The sequence below is a fragment of the Chryseobacterium sp. Marseille-Q8038 genome (genome assembly GCF_965111995.1).
In genome coordinates, this window is the sequence record NZ_CBCOPN010000001.1 from 2,052,747 (window position 1) to 2,072,649 (window position 19,903).

The 19,903-nt window shown below is 35.5% G+C and carries 20 protein-coding genes; 12 read left to right on the top strand and 8 right to left on the bottom strand.

Going from position 1 to position 19,903, the window contains the following annotated elements:
* Positions 1 to 32: 32 nt before the first annotated feature.
* From ACWPWS_RS09530 to gyrB, 3 genes are all read right to left on the bottom strand, one after another.
* The gene (locus ACWPWS_RS09530; RefSeq protein WP_454046314.1) at positions 33 to 1,955 is read right to left on the bottom strand and encodes a transglutaminase domain-containing protein; all 1,923 of its coding nucleotides are present in this window, start codon (positions 1,953 to 1,955) and stop codon (positions 33 to 35) included.
* A 509-nt stretch (positions 1,956 to 2,464) separates the two neighbouring features.
* Positions 2,465 to 2,887: a DUF5684 domain-containing protein gene (locus tag ACWPWS_RS09535; RefSeq protein WP_209785236.1), complete on the bottom strand. Its 423-nt coding sequence runs from the start codon at positions 2,885 to 2,887 to the stop codon at positions 2,465 to 2,467.
* A gap of 82 nt (positions 2,888 to 2,969) precedes the next feature.
* Positions 2,970 to 4,904: a DNA topoisomerase (ATP-hydrolyzing) subunit B gene (gene gyrB, locus ACWPWS_RS09540; protein ID WP_454046315.1), complete on the bottom strand. Its 1,935-nt coding sequence runs from the start codon at positions 4,902 to 4,904 to the stop codon at positions 2,970 to 2,972.
* Positions 4,905 to 5,138: 234 nt separating this feature from the next.
* On the opposite strand from gyrB, the gene ACWPWS_RS09545 reads away from it, so the two are divergent.
* Genes ACWPWS_RS09545 through ACWPWS_RS09555 form a run of 3 tightly spaced genes read left to right on the top strand, consistent with a single transcriptional unit; the run spans position 5,139 to position 8,006 of the window.
* A complete protein-coding gene (locus ACWPWS_RS09545) occupies positions 5,139 to 6,482 on the top strand; it encodes a cytochrome ubiquinol oxidase subunit I (RefSeq protein WP_454046316.1) in 1,344 nt (447 codons plus the stop codon).
* Positions 6,479 to 7,483 carry a cytochrome d ubiquinol oxidase subunit II gene (locus ACWPWS_RS09550; RefSeq protein WP_034695999.1) on the top strand — a complete coding sequence of 335 codons (1,005 nt, stop codon included), beginning with the start codon at positions 6,479 to 6,481 and terminating at the stop codon, positions 7,481 to 7,483. The genes ACWPWS_RS09545 and ACWPWS_RS09550 overlap by 4 nt, the downstream gene beginning before the upstream one ends.
* A gap of 7 nt (positions 7,484 to 7,490) precedes the next feature.
* Positions 7,491 to 8,006 carry a ClbS/DfsB family four-helix bundle protein gene (locus tag ACWPWS_RS09555; RefSeq protein ID WP_454046317.1) on the top strand — a complete coding sequence of 172 codons (516 nt, stop codon included), beginning with the start codon at positions 7,491 to 7,493 and terminating at the stop codon, positions 8,004 to 8,006.
* Positions 8,007 to 8,045: 39 nt separating this feature from the next.
* Here the strand turns inward: ACWPWS_RS09555 and ACWPWS_RS09560 are convergent, their stop codons facing one another.
* From ACWPWS_RS09560 to ACWPWS_RS09580, 5 genes are all read right to left on the bottom strand, one after another.
* Positions 8,046 to 8,396: a hypothetical protein gene (locus ACWPWS_RS09560; protein WP_454046318.1), complete on the bottom strand. Its 351-nt coding sequence runs from the start codon at positions 8,394 to 8,396 to the stop codon at positions 8,046 to 8,048.
* A 122-nt stretch (positions 8,397 to 8,518) separates the two neighbouring features.
* Positions 8,519 to 10,216 (bottom strand): lysine--tRNA ligase, encoded by a 1,698-nt coding sequence (lysS, locus tag ACWPWS_RS09565; RefSeq protein ID WP_454046319.1) that lies wholly within the window; start codon positions 10,214 to 10,216, stop codon positions 8,519 to 8,521.
* A gap of 295 nt (positions 10,217 to 10,511) precedes the next feature.
* The gene (gene rlmF / locus ACWPWS_RS09570; protein WP_454046320.1) at positions 10,512 to 11,441 is read right to left on the bottom strand and encodes a 23S rRNA (adenine(1618)-N(6))-methyltransferase RlmF; all 930 of its coding nucleotides are present in this window, start codon (positions 11,439 to 11,441) and stop codon (positions 10,512 to 10,514) included.
* A gap of 3 nt (positions 11,442 to 11,444) precedes the next feature.
* Positions 11,445 to 11,819: a c-type cytochrome gene (locus ACWPWS_RS09575; RefSeq protein ID WP_454046321.1), complete on the bottom strand. Its 375-nt coding sequence runs from the start codon at positions 11,817 to 11,819 to the stop codon at positions 11,445 to 11,447.
* Positions 11,819 to 12,037: a hypothetical protein gene (locus ACWPWS_RS09580; RefSeq protein ID WP_110009423.1), complete on the bottom strand. Its 219-nt coding sequence runs from the start codon at positions 12,035 to 12,037 to the stop codon at positions 11,819 to 11,821. Before ACWPWS_RS09580 ends, ACWPWS_RS09575 begins: the two co-directional genes overlap by 1 nt.
* 194 nt (positions 12,038 to 12,231) lie before the next feature.
* On the opposite strand from ACWPWS_RS09580, the gene ACWPWS_RS09585 reads away from it, so the two are divergent.
* The 9 genes from ACWPWS_RS09585 to ACWPWS_RS09625 all read left to right on the top strand — a co-directional run bounded on the left by ACWPWS_RS09585 (position 12,232) and on the right by ACWPWS_RS09625 (position 19,903).
* Positions 12,232 to 12,684, top strand: a complete 453-nt coding sequence (locus tag ACWPWS_RS09585; RefSeq protein WP_454046322.1) for a cupin domain-containing protein — start codon at positions 12,232 to 12,234, stop codon at positions 12,682 to 12,684.
* A gap of 473 nt (positions 12,685 to 13,157) precedes the next feature.
* Complete coding sequence (locus ACWPWS_RS09590; RefSeq protein ID WP_454046323.1) at positions 13,158 to 13,799, top strand: hypothetical protein; 642 nt, start codon at positions 13,158 to 13,160, stop codon at positions 13,797 to 13,799.
* Positions 13,800 to 14,045: 246 nt separating this feature from the next.
* Complete coding sequence (locus tag ACWPWS_RS09595; RefSeq protein ID WP_454046324.1) at positions 14,046 to 15,470, top strand: anthranilate synthase component I family protein; 1,425 nt, start codon at positions 14,046 to 14,048, stop codon at positions 15,468 to 15,470.
* 65 nt (positions 15,471 to 15,535) lie between these two features.
* A complete protein-coding gene (locus ACWPWS_RS09600; protein ID WP_454046325.1) occupies positions 15,536 to 16,135 on the top strand; it encodes an anthranilate synthase component II in 600 nt (199 codons plus the stop codon).
* A 44-nt stretch (positions 16,136 to 16,179) separates the two neighbouring features.
* The gene (trpD, locus tag ACWPWS_RS09605) at positions 16,180 to 17,166 is read left to right on the top strand and encodes an anthranilate phosphoribosyltransferase (protein WP_454046897.1); all 987 of its coding nucleotides are present in this window, start codon (positions 16,180 to 16,182) and stop codon (positions 17,164 to 17,166) included.
* 182 nt (positions 17,167 to 17,348) lie between these two features.
* On the top strand, positions 17,349 to 18,122 hold the full coding sequence (gene trpC / locus ACWPWS_RS09610; protein WP_454046326.1) for an indole-3-glycerol phosphate synthase TrpC: 774 nt from the start codon (positions 17,349 to 17,351) through the stop codon (positions 18,120 to 18,122).
* 11 nt (positions 18,123 to 18,133) lie between these two features.
* Complete coding sequence (locus ACWPWS_RS09615; protein WP_454046327.1) at positions 18,134 to 18,832, top strand: phosphoribosylanthranilate isomerase; 699 nt, start codon at positions 18,134 to 18,136, stop codon at positions 18,830 to 18,832.
* A 16-nt stretch (positions 18,833 to 18,848) separates the two neighbouring features.
* The gene (locus ACWPWS_RS09620) at positions 18,849 to 19,361 is read left to right on the top strand and encodes a hypothetical protein (RefSeq protein WP_309511444.1); all 513 of its coding nucleotides are present in this window, start codon (positions 18,849 to 18,851) and stop codon (positions 19,359 to 19,361) included.
* Positions 19,358 to 19,903, top strand: a complete 546-nt coding sequence (locus tag ACWPWS_RS09625) for a GNAT family N-acetyltransferase (RefSeq protein WP_454046328.1) — start codon at positions 19,358 to 19,360, stop codon at positions 19,901 to 19,903. The genes ACWPWS_RS09620 and ACWPWS_RS09625 overlap by 4 nt, the downstream gene beginning before the upstream one ends.

Below are 19,903 nucleotides of genomic sequence, written 5' to 3' on the forward strand. Positions count from 1 at the left end.
GCTAATTTTAAATGAATTATTAAAATTTTGTATTATTTTTTCACCAAACTAATGACCTGATTTTCCGTTTCAGAGATCGTTTTCCAGACTTGTTTAAAAAACGGATAGTATTCTTTTGGGTAATTTTGACTGGCAATACCTATTTTTGAGGTAATTATTATTTTATTACCAAGTGTTTCGACCTTGTATAAAAAAGATATTTCCTGATCATCCGTAGCCATCTTTTTATCTTTCGGAAGGCTTAACACTTTATAATTTTCAGGAATTTCAAGTTCTATTCTTTTTTCTTTATTAAAAGCAGAAATAAAGTCAATCTGATATTTCCTTTCATGGGACTGATCAAACAATTCTTTTTCAGCATTTAAAAACATGATTAGATTGATAATGATTTTGTCTCCTATTACATCCATCAGGTTAGAATCGGAAAATGCCATCTGAGTTTCAAAATCACCATTGTCCAGGAGTTTTGGCTCCACATTTTTCCCGTCTATATTATATCGCGACGGAAACACCTGTTTATATTTATCTTTGTTTCTATCAAATTCATCATAAGAGTTAATTGCATACATGCCGCTATCCTTTTGTGTGAAAATTCCTTTTACTAAAGAATTTCCCAGGTCTAAGCTGGCTTTGATATTCATCTCTTCTTTACTGATATTGGTATTAGAGAATGACAGAGATGTTCCTTTTTTTCCTTCCAATAAAATTCCGAAATCATTCCAATCCCTCTCTGGTAGCATATTTACCTTAGAATTAAATGAAGTTGCATCATAAAAATAAATTTGATTATTAATTTTAACGGATGTCAAAACAAAATTTAAATTATTGATATTAGGTGAAATAACATTCAGAATACCATTGTCAACAGTAGAAATCAGAAGAGGATTAGCTTCAATTCCGGCATCTCTCAAAAGCATAGTCAAAAGAAGATTTATATCTGCACTGTTTCCAGATTTTGTTTTGATAAGCTGTCTTAGATTCTGGGAAGCCATTATTCCTGTCTTCTCGTTCCATCTATAATTTTCTTTAACAAAATTGAAAATTTTATCTGCTCTTCCTAAAGGGTCATAATAGGTTTTAATATTCTCAGGAAGAATATCTTTCACATTACCTTTTAAAAAACTTCCAAAGTCATCAAAGCTATAAAGCTTGTCTGCAAGGTTGTTCCAGTCTTTGAACTCACTATACGTAAAATATTTGGTTGAAAACCTTTTAAGTTCAGGTTTAATTTTCCCTCTGAATCTATTCAGGTCTTTTACATATTTTTCCTTCTGAATAGATTTCATATCCTCATATCCAAATCTGAAAACATTATATAAAGCTCCTAAACGATCCTCAGTAGTGGAAATATGGTATTTCGGTTTAAAAATACTTCCTGTGCTGTTAAAAGAATACGTAATAGGCTCATCAGGATATTCCAAATTATACTCCTGATAAACAACCGGAATATTGTATTCCAGAAAATATACCGGATTGGAGATATTATTACTCGTCACTTTATAGCTGTATTCTATTACAGATCCGTCTGAAATATTAGGTAGAGCAAGTTTATAAATATTTACCCTTTCAGTAAAATTCTCTTTTAACTGTTCTTTTTTATCAATTATTATTTTTTCGACTTTATTATTGGAGAGGTTATATATTCTCACTTCAAACTTACTCAGCGATTCATCGGTAAGAAGAGGGATGTTTATATTAAGCCAATCTTCTGAGCGCTTTTTGTCGTAGATTTTAATTTTTGAATACCACTCTTTTTCCAAAGAATTATCATTCATGATATTATATCGAACACTATTGTAGAGAATCTCAGCAGGAGCATCTTTTTCTATAAGTGAATTCGTTTTTTTTAGATCAACTTCATCAAATAAAGGCGGAGAGAGGAATTTATGCTGTGCAAAAAATGTATTAAATACAAGGCAGCTCACCGCTACTGTAAGTTTAGCATTAATTTTCATCGGTTTTTATTGATTTTGAGAATTCGTAGAAATTGCAGAAGCAGGGTCGCTCTGCCCGAAATAGAATGAGGCGGTAGATAAAGCCTCCAAGACTAATATTTTCATCATAGTTATTAAAGTTATACAAAAATAATAAAATCTTAATAACTGTTAAAAAAAATATAAAAGGCTTCAACATATGAAGCCTTCAACCTAATACTTAAAAAGTAAATTTTACTTGTACTTATAAGGATATGAACACATTATCAACTTTTCATTTTCTATTTCTGAAAAGTTAGAACAGAATATTTATAATCATTCTATTTTGGAGAAGGAATATTTATTCTGTTTTTATGAAGGGTAAAACTTCATATTGTCTGCATTTCAAAAATAGAATAAAATATGATTCATGTATTTCAAATATTGTAGAATTAATAATAAGAAGAAGTACAATTAATTCTACAACCCTGAAATTTGCTCATAAAAAAAAGACTCCAATACTGAAGTCTTTTAGTTTTTTTTCTTTCTTTTTAATCATTCGGAACCAGTTTACTATCAAATTGATCGCTTCCAAGCCCCAGTACAGGAATAAAGATAAATCCAAAAAGAAGAATCAAAATAGTGTAGAGAGGTGTTTCTTTGGAAAATCCTTTGGCAAGCCTGTCATATACTACCCAGCATGCAAAAATGTTTACCAGTGGAATAAAGAAAAGAATGATCCACCAAATGGGTTTTTTAACGATTTCTAATAGTACAATTGTATTATAAATGGGAATAAAGGCGGCCCAGGCATCTTGTCTTCCTGCTTTCTGGAAGATTTTGTACATGCAATATCCATAGAATATATAACATAGCAGGCCGAAGAACATTGTTCCGAGTCCTAATCCTGCAGCGGCTGCGCCAGACACTGCATCTGTCCCATTATAAGGATCTGTTTGTAAAAGAGTTAACATATTATTGTTTTTTTGGTTTATCCAAATATAAAAAAAGCTTCTAAATAATTAGAAGCTTTTTTTATTATATTTTTAAAAACGTTTATGCATCAATTTTTGCATATTTCGCATTTTTCTCGATAAACTCTCTTCTCGGTGGTACCTCATCCCCCATCAACATAGAGAATACACTGTCTGCTTCTACTGCATTATCAATAGTTACCTGCTTCAGAATTCTGTGTTCAGGGTTTAGTGTTGTTTCCCAAAGCTGTTCAGGGTTCATTTCTCCAAGACCTTTGTAACGCTGTACTTCTACACCTTTACCATCCGGAGCCATTTCTAAAGTAAACTCTTCACGTTCTTTTTCGTTATAAGCATATACTTTTTTGTTCCCTTTCTTTAATAAGTATAAAGGAGGTTGAGCAATATAGATATATCCATTCTCAATAAGTTCCTTCATATATCTGAAGAAGAAAGTAAGGATCAATGTAGAAATGTGAGATCCATCAATATCGGCATCGGTCATGATAACAATTTTATGGTATCTTAATTTTGCCATATTTAAAGCTTTACTATCTTCTTCTGTTCCTACAGAAACTCCTAGTGCAGTATAAATATTTCTGATTTCCTCGTTATCATACACTTTATGAAGCATAGACTTCTCTACGTTCAAAATCTTACCTCTTAATGGTAGAATAGCCTGGAAGTGTCTGTCTCTACCCTGCTTCGCTGTTCCACCTGCGGAATCTCCCTCTACAAGAAAAAGTTCAGATTCAGCCGGGTCTTTGGATGAACAGTCAGATAGTTTTCCTGGAAGACCAGAACCTCCCATTGGAGATTTTCTCTGAACCATTTCTCTAGCCTTTTTAGCTGCTTGTCTTGCTTTAGCTGCTAAAACAACTTTCTGAACAATGATTTTAGCTTCATTAGGGTTTTCTTCCAGGAAGTTAGTAAGCATTTCTCCTACAATCTTATCAACAGCACCGGAAACTTCAGAGTTTCCTAATTTTGTTTTGGTCTGTCCTTCAAACTGAGGTTCCATTACTTTTACAGAAACTACAGCTGTAAGTCCTTCACGGAAGTCATCACCGGTAATTTCTACTTTTTCTTTTGCCGGAAGGCCTAATTCATCAGCATATTTCTTTAAAGTTCTTGTTAAAGCTCTTCTGAAACCTGCCAGGTGAGTACCTCCTTCGTGCGTATTGATATTATTAACGTAAGAGTGAAGATTTTCGTTAAATGATGTGTTATAACGCATTGCCACCTCAACAGGAATATCATCTCTTTCGCCTTCCATGAAGATCACATGCTCCATAATAGATTCACGGCTACCATCGATGTAAGCAACAAATTCTTTCAAACCACCTTCAGAATGAAAAACTTCTGAACGGAAAGAACCGTCTTCCAATTTTTCTCTTTCATCGGTAAGCGTAATCGTAATTCCTTTATTTAGGTAAGAAAGCTCTCTTAAACGGCTTGCTAATGTATCGTAATTATAGATTAATTCTGTAAATATAGTATCATCCGGCTGGAAAAACTGTTTAGTTCCTCTTGTATCACTGTGACCGATTTCTTCAACCTGAGTCTGTGCTTTTCCTTTAGAATATATCTGTTGATAGATATTCCCGTCTCTGTAAACTGTAGTTACCATTTCGTTAGAAAGTGCATTCACACACGAAACCCCTACCCCGTGAAGACCTCCCGAAACCTTATAAGAGTCTTTATCAAACTTACCTCCGGCTCCAATTTTTGTCATTACCACTTCAAGGGCAGATTTCTGCTCTTTTTCGTGGAAATCAACCGGGATACCTCTACCGTTATCACTTACTTCAATTCCGTTTCCTTCCTTGATGCTAACGAAGATCGTATCACAGTACCCTGCCAATGCCTCGTCAATAGAGTTATCTACTACTTCATAAACCAAGTGGTGAAGCCCTCTGACTCCTACATCACCAATGTACATTGAAGGACGCATACGTACGTGCTCCATTCCTTCCAATGCCTGAATACTACTAGCTGTATATTGTTTTTGACTCATATTAAATATTAAAAATCTTGCTCTATGCAAAGACTTACAAATATCGTGATTTTTTTCGAGGTATGAAAGTTAAAAAGTGTCAAAAAAATGTAGAGTTTTCTTAGTGAAAACATAAGGAAAAGTATTCCAATAAAAGATTCAAAATTAAAATGTATGGGTGAAATATCAACTGTTGTAAATCATATTCAACATCAATAATTTATGCGTAAATTTATTTACTGAAAAGTTGATATTATGGATGATTTTATAGCAGCACGCGCCCAGATGGCACTATCTCTGGGTTTTCACATTATATTCTCCTGTGTGGGTATGGTGATGCCTTTTCTCATGGCTTTTGCCCATTGGAAATACTTAAAAACCAATAATGAAGTATATAAAGGACTGACAAAAGCATGGAGCAAAGGAGTCGCTATTCTTTTTGCTACCGGAGCTGTTTCCGGAACAATGCTATCCTTTGAGCTCGGGCTTTTGTGGCCCGGTTTTATGAAACATGCAGGCCCTATTTTCGGAATGCCTTTTTCATTGGAAGGAACGGCCTTTTTCATCGAGGCTATTGCCATCGGATTCTTCTTATATGGCTGGGAAAGATTCAATAAATGGTTTCACTGGTTCTGCGGATTTCTTGTAGGAGTAAGCGGGCTGGCTTCCGGAATTCTGGTGGTAGCAGCCAACTCATGGATGAATTCTCCCACCGGTTTTGATTATATTAACGGTCAGTATCTTAATATAGATCCTATTAAAGCGATGTTTAATGACGCATGGTTTCCACAGGCTCTTCACATGACGGTTGCTGCATTTTGTGCCACAGGATTTGCTGTAGCCGGAGTGCATGCCTTTATGATTATGCGCAAAAGAAACATTGAATTTCATACCAAAGCTTTTAGAATTGCTGTAGGATTTGCTCTTATTGGAGCATTTGGTGCCCCTTTAAGTGGTGATATTGCAGCAAAATCAGTAGCAGAAAGACAACCTATCAAACTGGCTGCAATGGAAGCTCATTTTGAAACTGAGAAAGGCGCTGCATTTGTGATTGGGGGAATTCCTGATGAGGAAAAGGAAGAAATAAAATATGCTATAAAAATTCCAAAAGTTTTAAGCTTTCTGGTAAGCAATGATTTCAATTCTGAAGTAAAAGGTCTTAAAGATTTCCCGAGAGATGAATGGCCTCCGATTGCGGTTGTTCACTACGCTTTTCAGATTATGATTTTCTTCGGAGTGGTGATGATTGGTATTGGCGCTATTTATTTATATGCTTTCTTCTTCAAAAAAGAATGGCTGAGTAAAAATTGGCTGTTAAAGACCTTTTTAATAGCCACCCCTTTCGGATATATTGCGCTGGAAGCAGGATGGACAGTGACGGAAGTCGGAAGACAGCCCTGGATTATTTACGGAATTATGAGAACGGTAGATGCGGTAACACCAATGCCTGGAATACAGTATTCATTCTACTTCTTTACTGCTATTTTCGTCTCATTATCATTGATTCTTATCTTCCTTTTAAAAAGACAGATCCAAATGGTACCGAAGCTTTACGACCCTACCGACTCTCAGTTTAACGATAAAAACAACAAATCATGATCTACATTGTAATAGGTTTTCTCTGGCTATCTATCTGTCTTTATATTATTCTGGGAGGTGCTGATTTCGGAGCGGGAATTGTAGAGCTTTTCACTCATAAAAAAGCCAGAAATAAGACTCAGGAAATCATGTATGAGTCTATTGCGCCTGTATGGGAAGCCAATCATATGTGGCTGATCATCGCCATTGTAATTCTCTTTGTAGGATTCCCCGAAATCTATACGACGATGTCTACCTATCTTCACATTCCTTTGGTTTTGATGCTTTTGGGGATTATCGCGAGAGGAACAGCATTTACGTTCAGACATTACGATGCAGTAAAGGATAACTGGCAGGTTCTGTATACCCAGATCTTCTACTATGCAAGTCTTTTAACGCCTTTCTTTTTGGGATTAATTGCTGCAGCAACTGTTTCGCATTCTATCAATCCTGATGCTGTAGGTTTTCTGGATTTGTATGTTTTCAGCTGGCTGAACTGGTTTGGAGTTTCTGTAGGTTTGTTTACTGTAGCGCTTTGTGCCTATCTTGCTTCTATCTTTTCATTAAGAGAAACCCGTGATAAAGCTGATCTTTTATTAATGATCAGAAAATCCAAACAGACGATGATCTTCGTTGTGATTACAGGAATTCTGGTATTTGTGACCGCTTATATTTCAGATATTCCTCTTTTGATGTGGGTATTTTCCAAACCTTTGGGGATTATGGCAATTGCCTTTGCAACGATTGCATTATTGCTTATTTTAAGAGCCATGAACCGTCAGAAATTACTTCCTGTACGTGCTTTGGCGGGATTTCAAATGGTGATGATTTTAGTAGCTGCTACTTATCAGCACAATCCGGATATTATTTTATTAGGAAACGGACAGCATCTTTCATTATTGGAGCATATGGCGCCGCCAAAAACTATTGCAGCATTGGGATGGGCTTTGATGCTCGGTTCTTTATTTATCCTGCCGTTTTTATTTTATCTGATGGCTTCTTTCAGTAAGTTGAGAAAATAGATTTACAATGCAGAGCTATAAGGATAAAACAGAGCTTATTGAGGAACTCAGGAAAAGATATGAGCTCTACGATCAGGAATTTAATACCATCAAGGAAGATGAAAAAGATCTTCTTCAACAGGGAGTTGACAAAACTCCATCGCAAAATATTTCCTATCAGTTAGGATGGACCCATCTGCTTTTACAATGGGAAAATGATGAAAGTAAAGGCCTGGAAGTAAAAACGCCCACTCCTGACTATAAATGGAATAACCTGAAAGGATTATATCAATCTTTTTATGATCAATATGGTTCTCATAGCTTACAACAGCAAAGAGAACTGCTGCGAACTCAGGTTAATGAAATTATCACCTGGATAGAAAGCCTTGATCACGACACTTTATTCACTCCCGGACAGAGAAAATGGGCAACAACACCTGCTCAGTGGCCGGTCTGGAAATGGATTCATATCAATACCGTAGCTCCTTTTAAAAATTTCAGGACACAGCTTCGGAAATGGAAAAAAGAAAAAGGTACAGAATAGTTCTGTACCTTTTTCTTTTGATTATAGTTAGAAATATAATTACCAAGGTGTACAATCTAAAATAGCAACCTCATTTTGATTCAAAATTTCATACTCTCCTATTTCTTCATTATATTTTAGAACCAACTGTTTATTAACTTTTAAATCCAGATCACATTTTGGTGTGCTTAATGGTGAAAGTCCCCAAGCTCTCACATACATATTTACAGGATAAATAGAAAATCCATTTCTAAAATCAGAACCTTCTTCAAAATTGAGAGCCTTAAACTCAATCGCCTCAACCTCTTTTATTTTTTTCCCTTTTTTTGTTTTAAAATTTTCACTTAACAAATATTCAGAGATCCATTTTTGAATTGCCGCTTCTATTTTTATTTTTTCTTTTTCAAACATAGATGATATTTTTATTATATATTTCAAAAACTTCACCAATATTAGAATAAAGACATTTTGTCACTGTAAGCAAAAAGACCACCAGAAGGTAGTCTTTTTTATCATTTATTTCTAATATTATATTAAGCTAATTTCATCAAAAGATTTTCGTCAATCTTCTCTACTTTCACAATATTATTCTTTGTCAGAGTTTTGGAAGCTTTATCCCATTTTTTACCGGACAACTGGCTTCTTTCCTTTACTTCAGCTAAAGACATTGCTTCTTCCTGAGAATTAAGGATTTCAAGGATTACTTTTTCATCTTCACCTAATTCAATCTGCGGAACTGCTTTTTCAGGTCTCATCTGCGGGAAGAATAATACTTCCTGGATGGAGGCATTGTTCGTTAAGAACATGATTAATCTGTCCATACCGATTCCTAATCCTGAAGTTGGCGGCATACCGTATTCCAATGCTCTTAAGAAGTCCTGATCGATGAACATTGCTTCATCATCTCCTCTTTCAGATAAAGCCATCTGTGCTTCAAAACGCTCTCTCTGATCAATAGGATCATTAAGCTCTGAATAGGCGTTAGCGATTTCTTTACCGCATACCATTAATTCGAAACGTTCTGTTAAGCCTTCTTTGCTTCTGTGTTTCTTTGTCAGTGGAGACATTTCGATCGGATAATCTGTAATGAAAGTCGGCTGAATGAAGTTTCCTTCACATTTCTCACCGAAGATCTCATCAATCAGTTTTCCTTTCCCCATCGTCTCGTTTACTTCGATACCGATAGATTTCGCAAAATCATATAATTCCTTCTCCGTCTTTCCTGTGATATCAAATCCTGTATATTTCAGGATCGCTTCCGTCATAGAAACTCTTGGATAAGGAGCTTTCCAATTGATGGTATGTTCACCAAAAGTAGATTCTGAATTTCCGTTCACCTGAATAGCACAGAATTCCAATAATTTCTCAGTAAAATCCATCATCCAGTTGTAATCTTTGTAAGCTACATAGATTTCCATAGCGGTAAACTCTGGATTGTGAGTTCTGTCCATTCCTTCATTTCTGAAGTTTTTAGAGAACTCATATACTCCGTCAAAACCACCTACGATCAATCTTTTCAGATATAATTCGTTGGCAATTCTTAAATATAATGGAATATCCAATGCATTGTGGTGCGTGATAAACGGTTTTGCTGCAGCTCCACCAGGGATCGACTGTAGAATAGGCGTTTCCACCTCAAAATATCCTGCATCATTAAAGAAGGTTCTCATAGCATTGAACATTTTTGTTCTCTTCACGAAAATTTCTTTAACCTGCGGATTTACCGTCAAATCTACATAACGCTGTCTGTATCTTAATTCAGGATCTGTAAATCCGTCGTGTACAACACCATTTTCATCAGTTTTAGCCTGAGGCAGAGGACGTAATGCCTTCGTAAGAAGAACGAAATTTTTCACTAAAACCGTCTTCTCTCCTACCTGAGTCGTAAACAATTCTCCTTCAATACCGATAATATCTCCGATATCCAAAAGGTGTTTGTATACTTCATTATATAGTTCTTTATCTTCACCCGGACAGATTTCGTCTCTGTTGAAGTAAACCTGGATTTTTCCTTTAGAATCCTGCAATTCAGCAAAAGAAGCCTTACCTTGAATTCTGCGGGACATCAATCTACCAGCGATCTTCACCTGTTTACTTTCAGAAAAGTCCTGTTTTATAGATTCTGTAGTATCTGTAATGGTATACTCATCCGCAGGGAACGCATTAATCCCCATTTCAGTAAGCTTATTCAGCTTTTCTCTTCTAATGATTTCTTGTTCTGATAATTGCATTTCTTATTTTTCTAAAAGCGTACAAATTTAGGCATTTTTGACCTGACCATCAATGCTTTTTTCAGAAATTTTAAAATGTGAAGAGGAATGGTGCTGAGATACGAGATTCGGGATATTGGGATATAAGATTCGGGAAGCTATCAATAGTGAATTTTGCTTCGCAAGTGAATGGTGAATTTTTTAATAGAGCTAGAACGTCTATCCTTAATTTTAAGCATCAACGAAATAAACTTGCAACAAAAAAACCAACAACCAGTAACTTAACTAAAAACTTTGAATTTTGAATCTTAAACTTTTACATAAGCCACCCTCTTCTATCCTTCTGAGGAATAAACGTCCAGGCCAGCATTCTGCTTATCTTTTGTCCCTGAGCCATATCAATCGTTTTCACTTCTACGGCTTTTACTTTCTTTAAAAGATGAGTCAGTTTATCGAGATTGTCTTTTTTAGACACCAGACACGTGAACCAAAGAACCTGAGATGAAAACAATACACTTTCATTAATCATCTTCGTGATAAAAGCCAATTCACCTCCTTCACACCATAGCTCAGATTGCTGACCGCCAAAGTTTAGCAAAGGCTTTACTTTCTTTGATTTATTAAGATTTTTTGTTTTCCTGATGTTCCCTTTCATTGCTGACTCTTCAGAATCATGAAAAGGAGGATTGCACATCGTAAAGGCAAACCTGTCTTCAGAACCAATGATATTTTTAAAGATATGATCAGCATTTGGCTGACGTTTTAATTGAATAACAGAGGAAAGATCCGGGTTTTGATCCAAAATATTTTGAGCATTTTTCAAAGAATCCTGATTAATATCGGTTCCCAGCATCGTCCATCCGTAAGACTTGTGACTGATTAAAGGATACACAAGATTGGCTCCGGTTCCTATATCCAACCCTTTTACAAAATTTCCTGTCGGAATCTTATCAGACTGTTCGGCTAAAAGATCGGCTATATAATGTACATAATCTGCCCGTCCGGGAATGGGAGGACAAAGATTGGTATCGGGAATATCCCAGCCTTTGATGTTATAGAAATGTAAGAGTAACGCTTTATTGAGCAGTTTTACAGCTTTTGGAATGCTGAAATTAATAGTTACCGTCTGATAAGCATTTTCGAAAACATAGTGTTTCAGTTCCGGCACACAAGAAATAAGCTGATCAAAATCATAGGGATTGCGATGCAGATTTCTTGTGTGCAGACTGGATTTTTCAGCGGACATATTTTACTTCTTCTGACTTAAAATATATTCCACCATTTTTTTGGCATCTTCTTTAGATACCTGTGGATGGGCAGCCATAGGCACACTTCCCCAAACTCCACTTCCGCCTTCAATAATTTTGGAAGCCAGCAGTTCTGTATCCTTTTCGGAATATTTTCCTGCAATTTCCTTATAAGAAGGTCCTATCATTCTCTCATTCACAGAGTGGCATCCCGAGCAATCCAATGTTTCCATGATCTGATCACCTGAAAGATTAGTTTTTGCCGGCTCTGAAACAGAAGCTGTCTCAGAAGAAGCCGCCACTTCTGCTGTATTTTCTTTTTTAGAACAGGAAATGATCATAAGACCAAGAGCTCCTGCTAAAAGTATTTTTTTCATTATTTCTTAGCTGTAGAATCTGTTTTAGCAGCTTCTGGTGCAGGAGCAGCCGGAGTTGCAGCAGCTGGAGCAGCAGTTTTAGCCGTAGAATCTACAACAGTAGTTGCTTCTGGCTCTTCAAGCATCGTGTTGCTATCCTGTAAAGAATGATCTGGCTTTTTTTTGCAGCTTGCTAATAATAAACCTCCGATAAATGCGATTGCTAATACTTTTTTCATTTTATTCTAATTTGGAAGCAAAAGTATAAAAAATAAACTTTTAAACTTATGACAAATGTTTTCTTTAAGAAATATTTTTACAGCCTGGATTTTAATCTGATGATTAAAAAATAATTCAAACAGTAGGGAAATTTAAATTAGGTTGCTATTTTTGTATAACAAATTACCAAAATCAATCTAAAAATATGAAACTTATGACCAAAAAAAGTGTATTCAGTACAGCGTTTGTTGCTCTACTTTCTTCCCTCCTTCTTTCATGTGATAACTCATCAAACGATCCTCATTCAGAATATTCTGATAAAATTGAATCAGTAACGCTTTTAAAAACAACAAAGTCGTGGGACGGAACAGTGTATCCAGCCTACCCAACAACGCAACCGGAAATTTCGGTTCTTAAAATTGCTGTACCACCCAATTCGGCTCTGAACTGGCATAAACACTCAGTCATCAATGCAGCTTATGTAGAAAAAGGAGAAATCCAGATAGAAAGAAAAGAAGATGGCAAAACACAGTGGGTGAGAAAAGGTCAGGTACTTCCTGAAATGGTTAATGTTGGCCACAGAGGCAAAACCGGAGATCAGGGAGCCACCTTAATTGTTTTCTACAGCGGAACTCCTGATATTCCTTTGTCTGAACCTGTAAAATAGTTGTTTTAAACGCTATGTTCGCAAAGCAATTATGATAAAACTCTATTTTTTTGTTCGCAAGGGCACTTCGTTTAGCTAATGACTTTATGATTATTTTTCCCAGTCGCATTAATACCTGCGAATCAATACTCCTTAATCATAATGTACCTTGCTGAGTGAAAAACCTTTGCGACCTTTTTACATTCATATTAATAACATCTTTGCGAACATAGCGTTTACATAATAGTTGCTTTAAACGCTATGTTTGCAAAGCAAATATGATAAAACTCTATTTTTTTGTTCGCAAGGGCACTCCGTTTAGCTAATGACCTATGATTATTTTTTCCAGTCGCATTAATACCTGCGAATTAATACGCCTTAATCATAATGTACCTTGCTGAGTGAAACACCTTTGCGACCTTTTTACATTCATATTAATAACATCTTTGCGAACATAGCGTTTACATAAAAGATTATAATAGTATATTTATTGTATGGTTTTAATTTCAAAAATTCTGTTTTTTACCAGCCATCATGGTTTTTATACTGTGGTGCTGTTATTTGTGTTCTTTGGACTTCTCTCCTATCTGACTAAAAAAGCATTGTTTTTGATTCCGATCATTCCATTGGCTATCTTAAACGGATTTGGAGGACAATTTTTGAACGCCTGGTTCTTAAACAAATACGGAGTTGAAAGTACCGCTATCATTACTTCAGATGTAGAAACCAATTCTACCCTGAATGATATGTATATCCACGATTACGAAGCCATTGTAAAAAAGCAGGATGGAAAATACACCACTACTTTCTTCTCCACTACCAGTGCAGCCATCTATCCTATCAGCAATTCAATCAGAATACCTGATGACAAGGATATTCCGGTAAAATACATTCCCGGATACGAAAAAAACATAGTTATCCTGTATGATCAGTCCAGGGAAGGACAAATTTTATTGCAATATGAAAAGCAAGCTCCTGTCAACTCTGCAAAAACCAAATATGAGGCAGACAAAACGAATAAGGAATTCATTGAAGAATACATTTCTACCATGGAAAATTATTTAGAATATTATAATGATGAAACTTATAAAGAAAAAATCAAGGAATTGAAACAAGAGCTCAAACAGCTTAAATAAAGGATTTTTATATTAAGTTTTTGTATTTCTTTAGTTTTTTTAGTTTTTGTATTAAAAAAATTTCTACATTTGTCCCATGTTAAAAATGAACAACAATATTTGGTGGTGGCTTTCAAACTCTTCGTCGGGTCTGAAGGTATTGTCATGTTGTTAATTACAGCAGAAATAATCAAAAAACAATATATAGGCTTTGACGGATACCGTTAAAGCCTTTTTTTTATTCCTCAACTTAAAAAAAACAACAAGATGTTTACTGACACAATTACAATAAAAACTGTTTCGAAAAAAACACTGGGAGACCTTCATACTCCCATGAACATTTATCTTAAAATCAGAGATAAATTCAGGGATACCATTCTTCTGGAAAGTTCAGATTCAAAAAGTATTGACAATAATTTTTCCTTTATCGCAGTGAATGCCATTGCCGGAATTGAAGTGAAGAACCTCAACGAATTTGAAATTAAGCTTCCTGCTTCTGCTCCCGTAAAGCAATTGATTAATGAGCGAAATATCACGGATATATTTGAAGACTTCCGTAATATTTTTAAATGTGAAGAAACCCATGATCCTATAGAACAGACTGCACAGAGCCTTTTTGGATACACAAGCTTCGAAGCAGTACAGTTTTTTGAAAACATTCATCTTAAAGAACAAAGCAAGGAAGTTGAAATTCCTGTTTTGAGATACAGATTATACCAATATGTAATTGCGATCAACCATTTCAATGATGAAATGTATATCATTGAAAATTTTATTAAGGATGTAAAATCTGAACTTCATCTTTTAGAAAACCTTATTAAAAATCAGAATACTCCGGTTTATCCTTTTGAAAAAACGAGTGAGGAAACCTCTAATATCACAGACGAAGATTATCTTGAACTGGTAAAAACAGCCCAGAAACACTGTATGCGCGGTGATGTCTTCCAGCTGGTTCTGAGCAGAAGATTTGAGCAGAAATTCAAAGGAGATGAATTCAATGTATACCGTGCCTTGAGAAACATCAACCCTTCTCCTTACCTCTTCTATTTTGATTACGGAAATTATAAACTATTCGGATCAAGTCCTGAAAGCCAATTAATCATCAAAAACAACAAAGCTATTATCCACCCTATTGCCGGAACCTCTAAAAGAACAGGAAATCTGGAAACGGATCTTGAAGCTATCGAAGTTTTAAAAGCTGATCCTAAAGAAAATGCAGAACACACCATGCTGGTTGACCTGGCAAGAAATGATCTTGGTAAACTTGGAAAAAATGTTACGGTGACTAAGCTTAAAGAAATCCAGCTATTCTCTCACGTTATTCATATGGTAAGTGAAGTGACGGCAGATGTGGCGGATGATATCAATCCTCTTGAAATGGTTTCTGCCACCTTCCCACAGGGAACACTCAGTGGGGCTCCTAAGCATAAAGCGCTCCAGCTGATCAATGAATATGAGAAAGATTCCCGTGGATATTACGGAGGCTGTATTGGAATCATCGGATTGAATGGTACCTGCAACCAGGCTATTATGATCAGAACATTTTTAAGCAAAAACAACACTTTATTTTATCAGGCGGGTGCCGGTCTTGTCGCAAAATCAGTTCCTGAAAATGAACTGCAGGAGGTTAATAATAAACTGAATGCCCTGAAAAAAGCAGTGGAAAAAGCAGAAAAAATAGTTGAAAAATAAAATAAGCCTCACCAACCAGCAACTAGCAACTAGCAACTAGCAACTAGCAACCTAACAAAAAAACAATGAACAACAATATAAACACTCAGCAGCCACCGCTTAAAGTTCTCGTTTTCGACAACTATGACAGCTTTACCTACAACCTTGTCCAGACTATTGAAAGAATTCTGGATCAAAAAGTAGACGTGGTAAGAAATGATGAAATAACCCTTGCAGAGATTGATCAATATGACAAAATTATTCTTTCTCCAGGACCCGGAATTCCTGAAGAAGCAGGCATTTTATTAGAGCTGATTAAAGAATATGCTCCTACAAAAAGTATTCTTGGCGTATGTCTCGGACAACAGGCTATTGCGGAAGCTTTCGGAGGAAGTTTAATCAACCTGTCTGAAATCTTCCACGGAGTGGCTACAACTACTGAGCTGACAAAAGAAGACACCAAACTTTTCAAAGGTTTAAATTCCGGATTGGAAGTAGGAAGATATCACAGCTGGGCCGTCAATCCGTCAGATTTCCCGGAAGAACTGGAAGTTACTGCTGTAGATAAAGACGGAATGATCATGGCTTTGCAGCACAAAACATATGATGTACATGGAGTACAGTTTCACCCTGAAAGCATTTTAACGCCCGAAGGAGAAGTAATCATTAAAAATTTCCTTGTATAATGGAAACATTAGAAACCCCTGCAACAACAATAAAAACACCACAAATGAAAGAAATACTGCAATACCTGTTCAACCATAATACCCTGTCAAAATCAGAAGCCAAAGCGATGATGATTGAGATTGCACAGAATAAATTCAATGCTGCAGAAGTGACTGCATTCATAAGTGTTTTCTTAATGCGAAATATCACATTGAAAGAACTGGAAGGCTTTAGAGAAGCTTTGTTACAAATGGCTGTTCCAGTAAATATTGATGCAACTGATGCCATTGATATTGTAGGAACCGGAGGTGACGGAAAAGACACCATCAATATATCAACATTAGCAAGTTTTGTAGTGGCCGGAGCCGGACAGAAAGTAATCAAACATGGAAATTACGGAGCTTCTACCATTACAGGTTCATCCAATGTACTGGAGGAGCTTGGATATCAGTTCAAAAACACTTCAGAACAATTGAATGAGGATCTTGAAAGAGCTAACATCTGTTTTTTACATGCTCCTTATTTTCACCCTGCATTACAATCAGTAGGACTGTTGAGAAAATCTCTGGGACTAAGAACATTCTTTAATCTTTTAGGCCCGTTAGTGAATCCTGCAAAACCAAAGTATTCCATGATTGGGGTTTATAATCTGGAAATTGCAAGGATTTATCAATATCTCCTTCAAAAAGAAGAACGTGAGTTTATCCTGGTACATGGTCTTGACGGATATGATGAAATAAGCCTTACAGACGACAGTAAAATCATTACAAAAAACGGGGAAGAAATTTATTCTGCAGAAGATTTAGGCTTTCATCCTGTAACGCTGGAAGATATTAAAGCTGGAAGTTCTACTCAGGAAACAGCAAAAATATTTATGAATATTCTGGAAGGAAAAGGTACAGAACAGCAGAACTCTGTGATTCTTGCCAATGCGTCAGTAGCCCTTTACAACACGCATAAATTTGGAACTTATGAAGACTGTCTTCTCCTGGCTAAAGAAAGTCTGCAAAGCGGAAAAGCCTTGAATAGTTTTACTCTTTTAATTAATTAGTCTTATTATTTTTTTAACCGTTAAGAATTTTTAAGTGATGAAGAATCGTTAAGATCATAGCTAAAGCTATTTATTCAGCGAAGTGCTTCATTCTCCATCTTTGATGGAACTTAATTTATCTTATCATCTTAATATCCCTTAATGGTTTAACATTTTTATCATTTTATTAAATTCTGTATCAAATGACTATACTGGATAAAATTATTGAACGAAAAAAGGAGGAAATTGCAGCAGCAAAATCTCACATTTCTCTTGACCAATTAAAAGACACTCAATCCTATGGAAGAGCAACCTATTCTCTGAAAGAATCTATCAAAAATAAAAGTGGAATTATCGCTGAATTTAAAAGACAGTCTCCTTCAAAAGGGATCATTAACAATAGTGTAGAGCCTTTGGAAGTGGTTTCAGCTTACGAAAATTTTGGAGCCAGCGGAATTTCCATCCTGACTGACAGTGATTTTTTTGGAGGAAACTTCAACGATATTCTTAGCGTAAGGAATGAAATTAAAATTCCAATCCTGCGAAAAGATTTTATGATTGATGAATACCAATTTTATGAAGCCAAGAGTATAGGTGCAGATGTTATTTTACTGATTGCATCCTGCCTTTCACCTGCTCAGGTAGAAGAATTCACGGCACTTGCCCATGAACTTAAAATGGAAGTTTTACTGGAAATTCATACCGAAGATGAGCTAAAACATTTCAACTCAAAAATTGATCTGGTAGGCATAAACAATCGAAACCTTAAGGATTTCAAAGTTAATCTTCAACATTCCGTTCAGCTAAAAAATCAGCTTCCAAAAGAAGTATTATCAGTGGCAGAAAGTGGGATTTACAGCCTTGAAGATTTTAAATTTTTAAAGGAAAAAGGATTTGACGGCTTCCTGATGGGAGAATATTTCATGAAAAATACAGATCCAGCCAAAGCTTTTGAAGAATTTGCTTCTCAAATTTAAAATAAATAACAATGAACCTGCAACCTATAAACTCAAACCTGCTGCCAAAACTCAAAGTCTGTGGTCTCACAAAACCGGAACAGATTCAGGAATTGATTTCTATGAGGGTAGATTTCCTTGGTTTTATCTTCTATGAAAAATCTCCAAGATATGTTTTGAACCACCTGAGCCTGGAAGAGATCTCAACCATTAATCATCAGGGAAAAGTGGGCGTTTTTGTCAATGAAGAATTAGATATCATTGTAAAGATCGTTCAGCACGCAGATTTAAATTTTGTACAGCTTCATGGTGATGAAAGCAATGATTTCATCCTTGGATTAAGGCAAAAACTGAATCCTGAAGTTGGAATCATTAAAGTAATCAGAATAGGAAGTAATACGGCAGAAAATCAAAATAAAATAACACAAATTCTTGATCTGCAACAAGCAACCTGCAACCTGCAACCTATCACCCACTACCTGTTTGATACAGACAGCAAAGCATTTGGCGGAACGGGAAAACAATTCGACTGGAATATTCTTAATGATTTTACCATTCCTCTGCCCTACTTTTTAAGCGGCGGGATTTCAGAAGAAAATATCGGGAATACAGAAACATTGAAACAGAGGCCTTTTGCTTTAGATATCAATTCAAAATTTGAAACAGAACCTGGAAATAAAGATATTGACAGAATAAAAAAATTCAAAAATCTGTATCAACAGAATAGATAATTAAAAAACACATACAATGATGAACATACATTTGCTAAAGAAGACATTTTACAAAACGTTATTTCCCCCTAAATTTGGAAATGAAAAGATCCAGAACCTGTATCATTTTGTTGCTCAGAATGACAGCAATGTGGAACACTGGGAAGTTGGCGGATTGTTATCTGAATTCATTAGCATTATTAAAGATTTTGAGGAAGGAGATATCCAGTATTTCTTTGAGAGAATCAGCTTATGGAACAGCTATTATCTGGTGATTATTTCGGATAAATTTTTAGATAACCATGTCAGGACTGTGATAAAATATGACTTGGGATTGATTTATGCTAAAATATTTCTGTTGTATGAAGATTCTGACCCTTATTATCTGATTGATAACCTGGAAATTGCCATCACCATGTATCAATCCAAAATAGATAAGGCAACCTTAATTGATTTAATGCATAAAATAGAATTATTACATTATAAAAAATTGATTACCAAACAACAACATGACTACCATCTTACTTTTATTAATAGTTTAAACCCATGAAGTATCAGATAAAAGAAACAAAAGATTTAACAGAAAATGAGATAGAACATATCTTGAAACTTTGGGATATTTCTGCTTGGAACTCCATGAAACCAGCCTATTTCAGGATATTTTTCAAAGATTCGGAATTTCATTTTCTGATGGATAAAGATGAAAATATATTGGCAGTTTTGAGGGTAAATTTTGATTTTACCTTACAAATAGCAGACACAGAATATGTTTTTGCAGAAGCTGTAGGACTTGTAGCCACTCATAAAAAGAAAGGATATGGTGCAGCTTTGGTGAGCCGTTTCAAGGAAAATGTTATTCATAGAAATAAAGAAACTATTGGTTTCTGCCACTCAGATCTTCGTCCTTTTTATGAAAAATGTGATATAGAAATACTCTATGACAAAGCCAAAATGATCAAAGAAAGTATAGGCTCCGATTGGGTAAATTCTGAAGATGATGATATTTTAATTTTTCATACATCACAGGAAAGAAAAGAACTGCTGAATCAGTTAAGCTCACAAAACAACGCTTATTTAATTACTAAAGAATAA

Bases quoted from the DNA above. Each gene is read 5' to 3' on its own strand.
- ACWPWS_RS09530 (WP_454046314.1), bottom strand. From the start codon at position 1,955: ATGAAAATTAATGCTAAACTTACAGTAGCGGTGAGCTGCCTTGTATTT.
- ACWPWS_RS09535 (WP_209785236.1), bottom strand. From the start codon at position 2,887: ATGTTAACTCTTTTACAAACAGATCCTTATAATGGGACAGATGCAGTG.
- gyrB (WP_454046315.1), bottom strand. From the start codon at position 4,904: ATGAGTCAAAAACAATATACAGCTAGTAGTATTCAGGCATTGGAAGGA.
- ACWPWS_RS09545 (WP_454046316.1), top strand. From the start codon at position 5,139: ATGGATGATTTTATAGCAGCACGCGCCCAGATGGCACTATCTCTGGGT.
- ACWPWS_RS09550 (WP_034695999.1), top strand. From the start codon at position 6,479: ATGATCTACATTGTAATAGGTTTTCTCTGGCTATCTATCTGTCTTTAT.
- ACWPWS_RS09555 (WP_454046317.1), top strand. From the start codon at position 7,491: ATGCAGAGCTATAAGGATAAAACAGAGCTTATTGAGGAACTCAGGAAA.
- ACWPWS_RS09560 (WP_454046318.1), bottom strand. From the start codon at position 8,396: ATGTTTGAAAAAGAAAAAATAAAAATAGAAGCGGCAATTCAAAAATGG.
- lysS (WP_454046319.1), bottom strand. From the start codon at position 10,216: ATGCAATTATCAGAACAAGAAATCATTAGAAGAGAAAAGCTGAATAAG.
- rlmF (WP_454046320.1), bottom strand. From the start codon at position 11,441: ATGTCCGCTGAAAAATCCAGTCTGCACACAAGAAATCTGCATCGCAAT.
- ACWPWS_RS09575 (WP_454046321.1), bottom strand. From the start codon at position 11,819: ATGAAAAAAATACTTTTAGCAGGAGCTCTTGGTCTTATGATCATTTCC.
- ACWPWS_RS09580 (WP_110009423.1), bottom strand. From the start codon at position 12,037: ATGAAAAAAGTATTAGCAATCGCATTTATCGGAGGTTTATTATTAGCA.
- ACWPWS_RS09585 (WP_454046322.1), top strand. From the start codon at position 12,232: ATGACCAAAAAAAGTGTATTCAGTACAGCGTTTGTTGCTCTACTTTCT.
- ACWPWS_RS09590 (WP_454046323.1), top strand. From the start codon at position 13,158: ATGGTTTTAATTTCAAAAATTCTGTTTTTTACCAGCCATCATGGTTTT.
- ACWPWS_RS09595 (WP_454046324.1), top strand. From the start codon at position 14,046: ATGTTTACTGACACAATTACAATAAAAACTGTTTCGAAAAAAACACTG.
- ACWPWS_RS09600 (WP_454046325.1), top strand. From the start codon at position 15,536: ATGAACAACAATATAAACACTCAGCAGCCACCGCTTAAAGTTCTCGTT.
- trpD (WP_454046897.1), top strand. From the start codon at position 16,180: ATGAAAGAAATACTGCAATACCTGTTCAACCATAATACCCTGTCAAAA.
- trpC (WP_454046326.1), top strand. From the start codon at position 17,349: ATGACTATACTGGATAAAATTATTGAACGAAAAAAGGAGGAAATTGCA.
- ACWPWS_RS09615 (WP_454046327.1), top strand. From the start codon at position 18,134: ATGAACCTGCAACCTATAAACTCAAACCTGCTGCCAAAACTCAAAGTC.
- ACWPWS_RS09620 (WP_309511444.1), top strand. From the start codon at position 18,849: ATGATGAACATACATTTGCTAAAGAAGACATTTTACAAAACGTTATTT.
- ACWPWS_RS09625 (WP_454046328.1), top strand. From the start codon at position 19,358: ATGAAGTATCAGATAAAAGAAACAAAAGATTTAACAGAAAATGAGATA.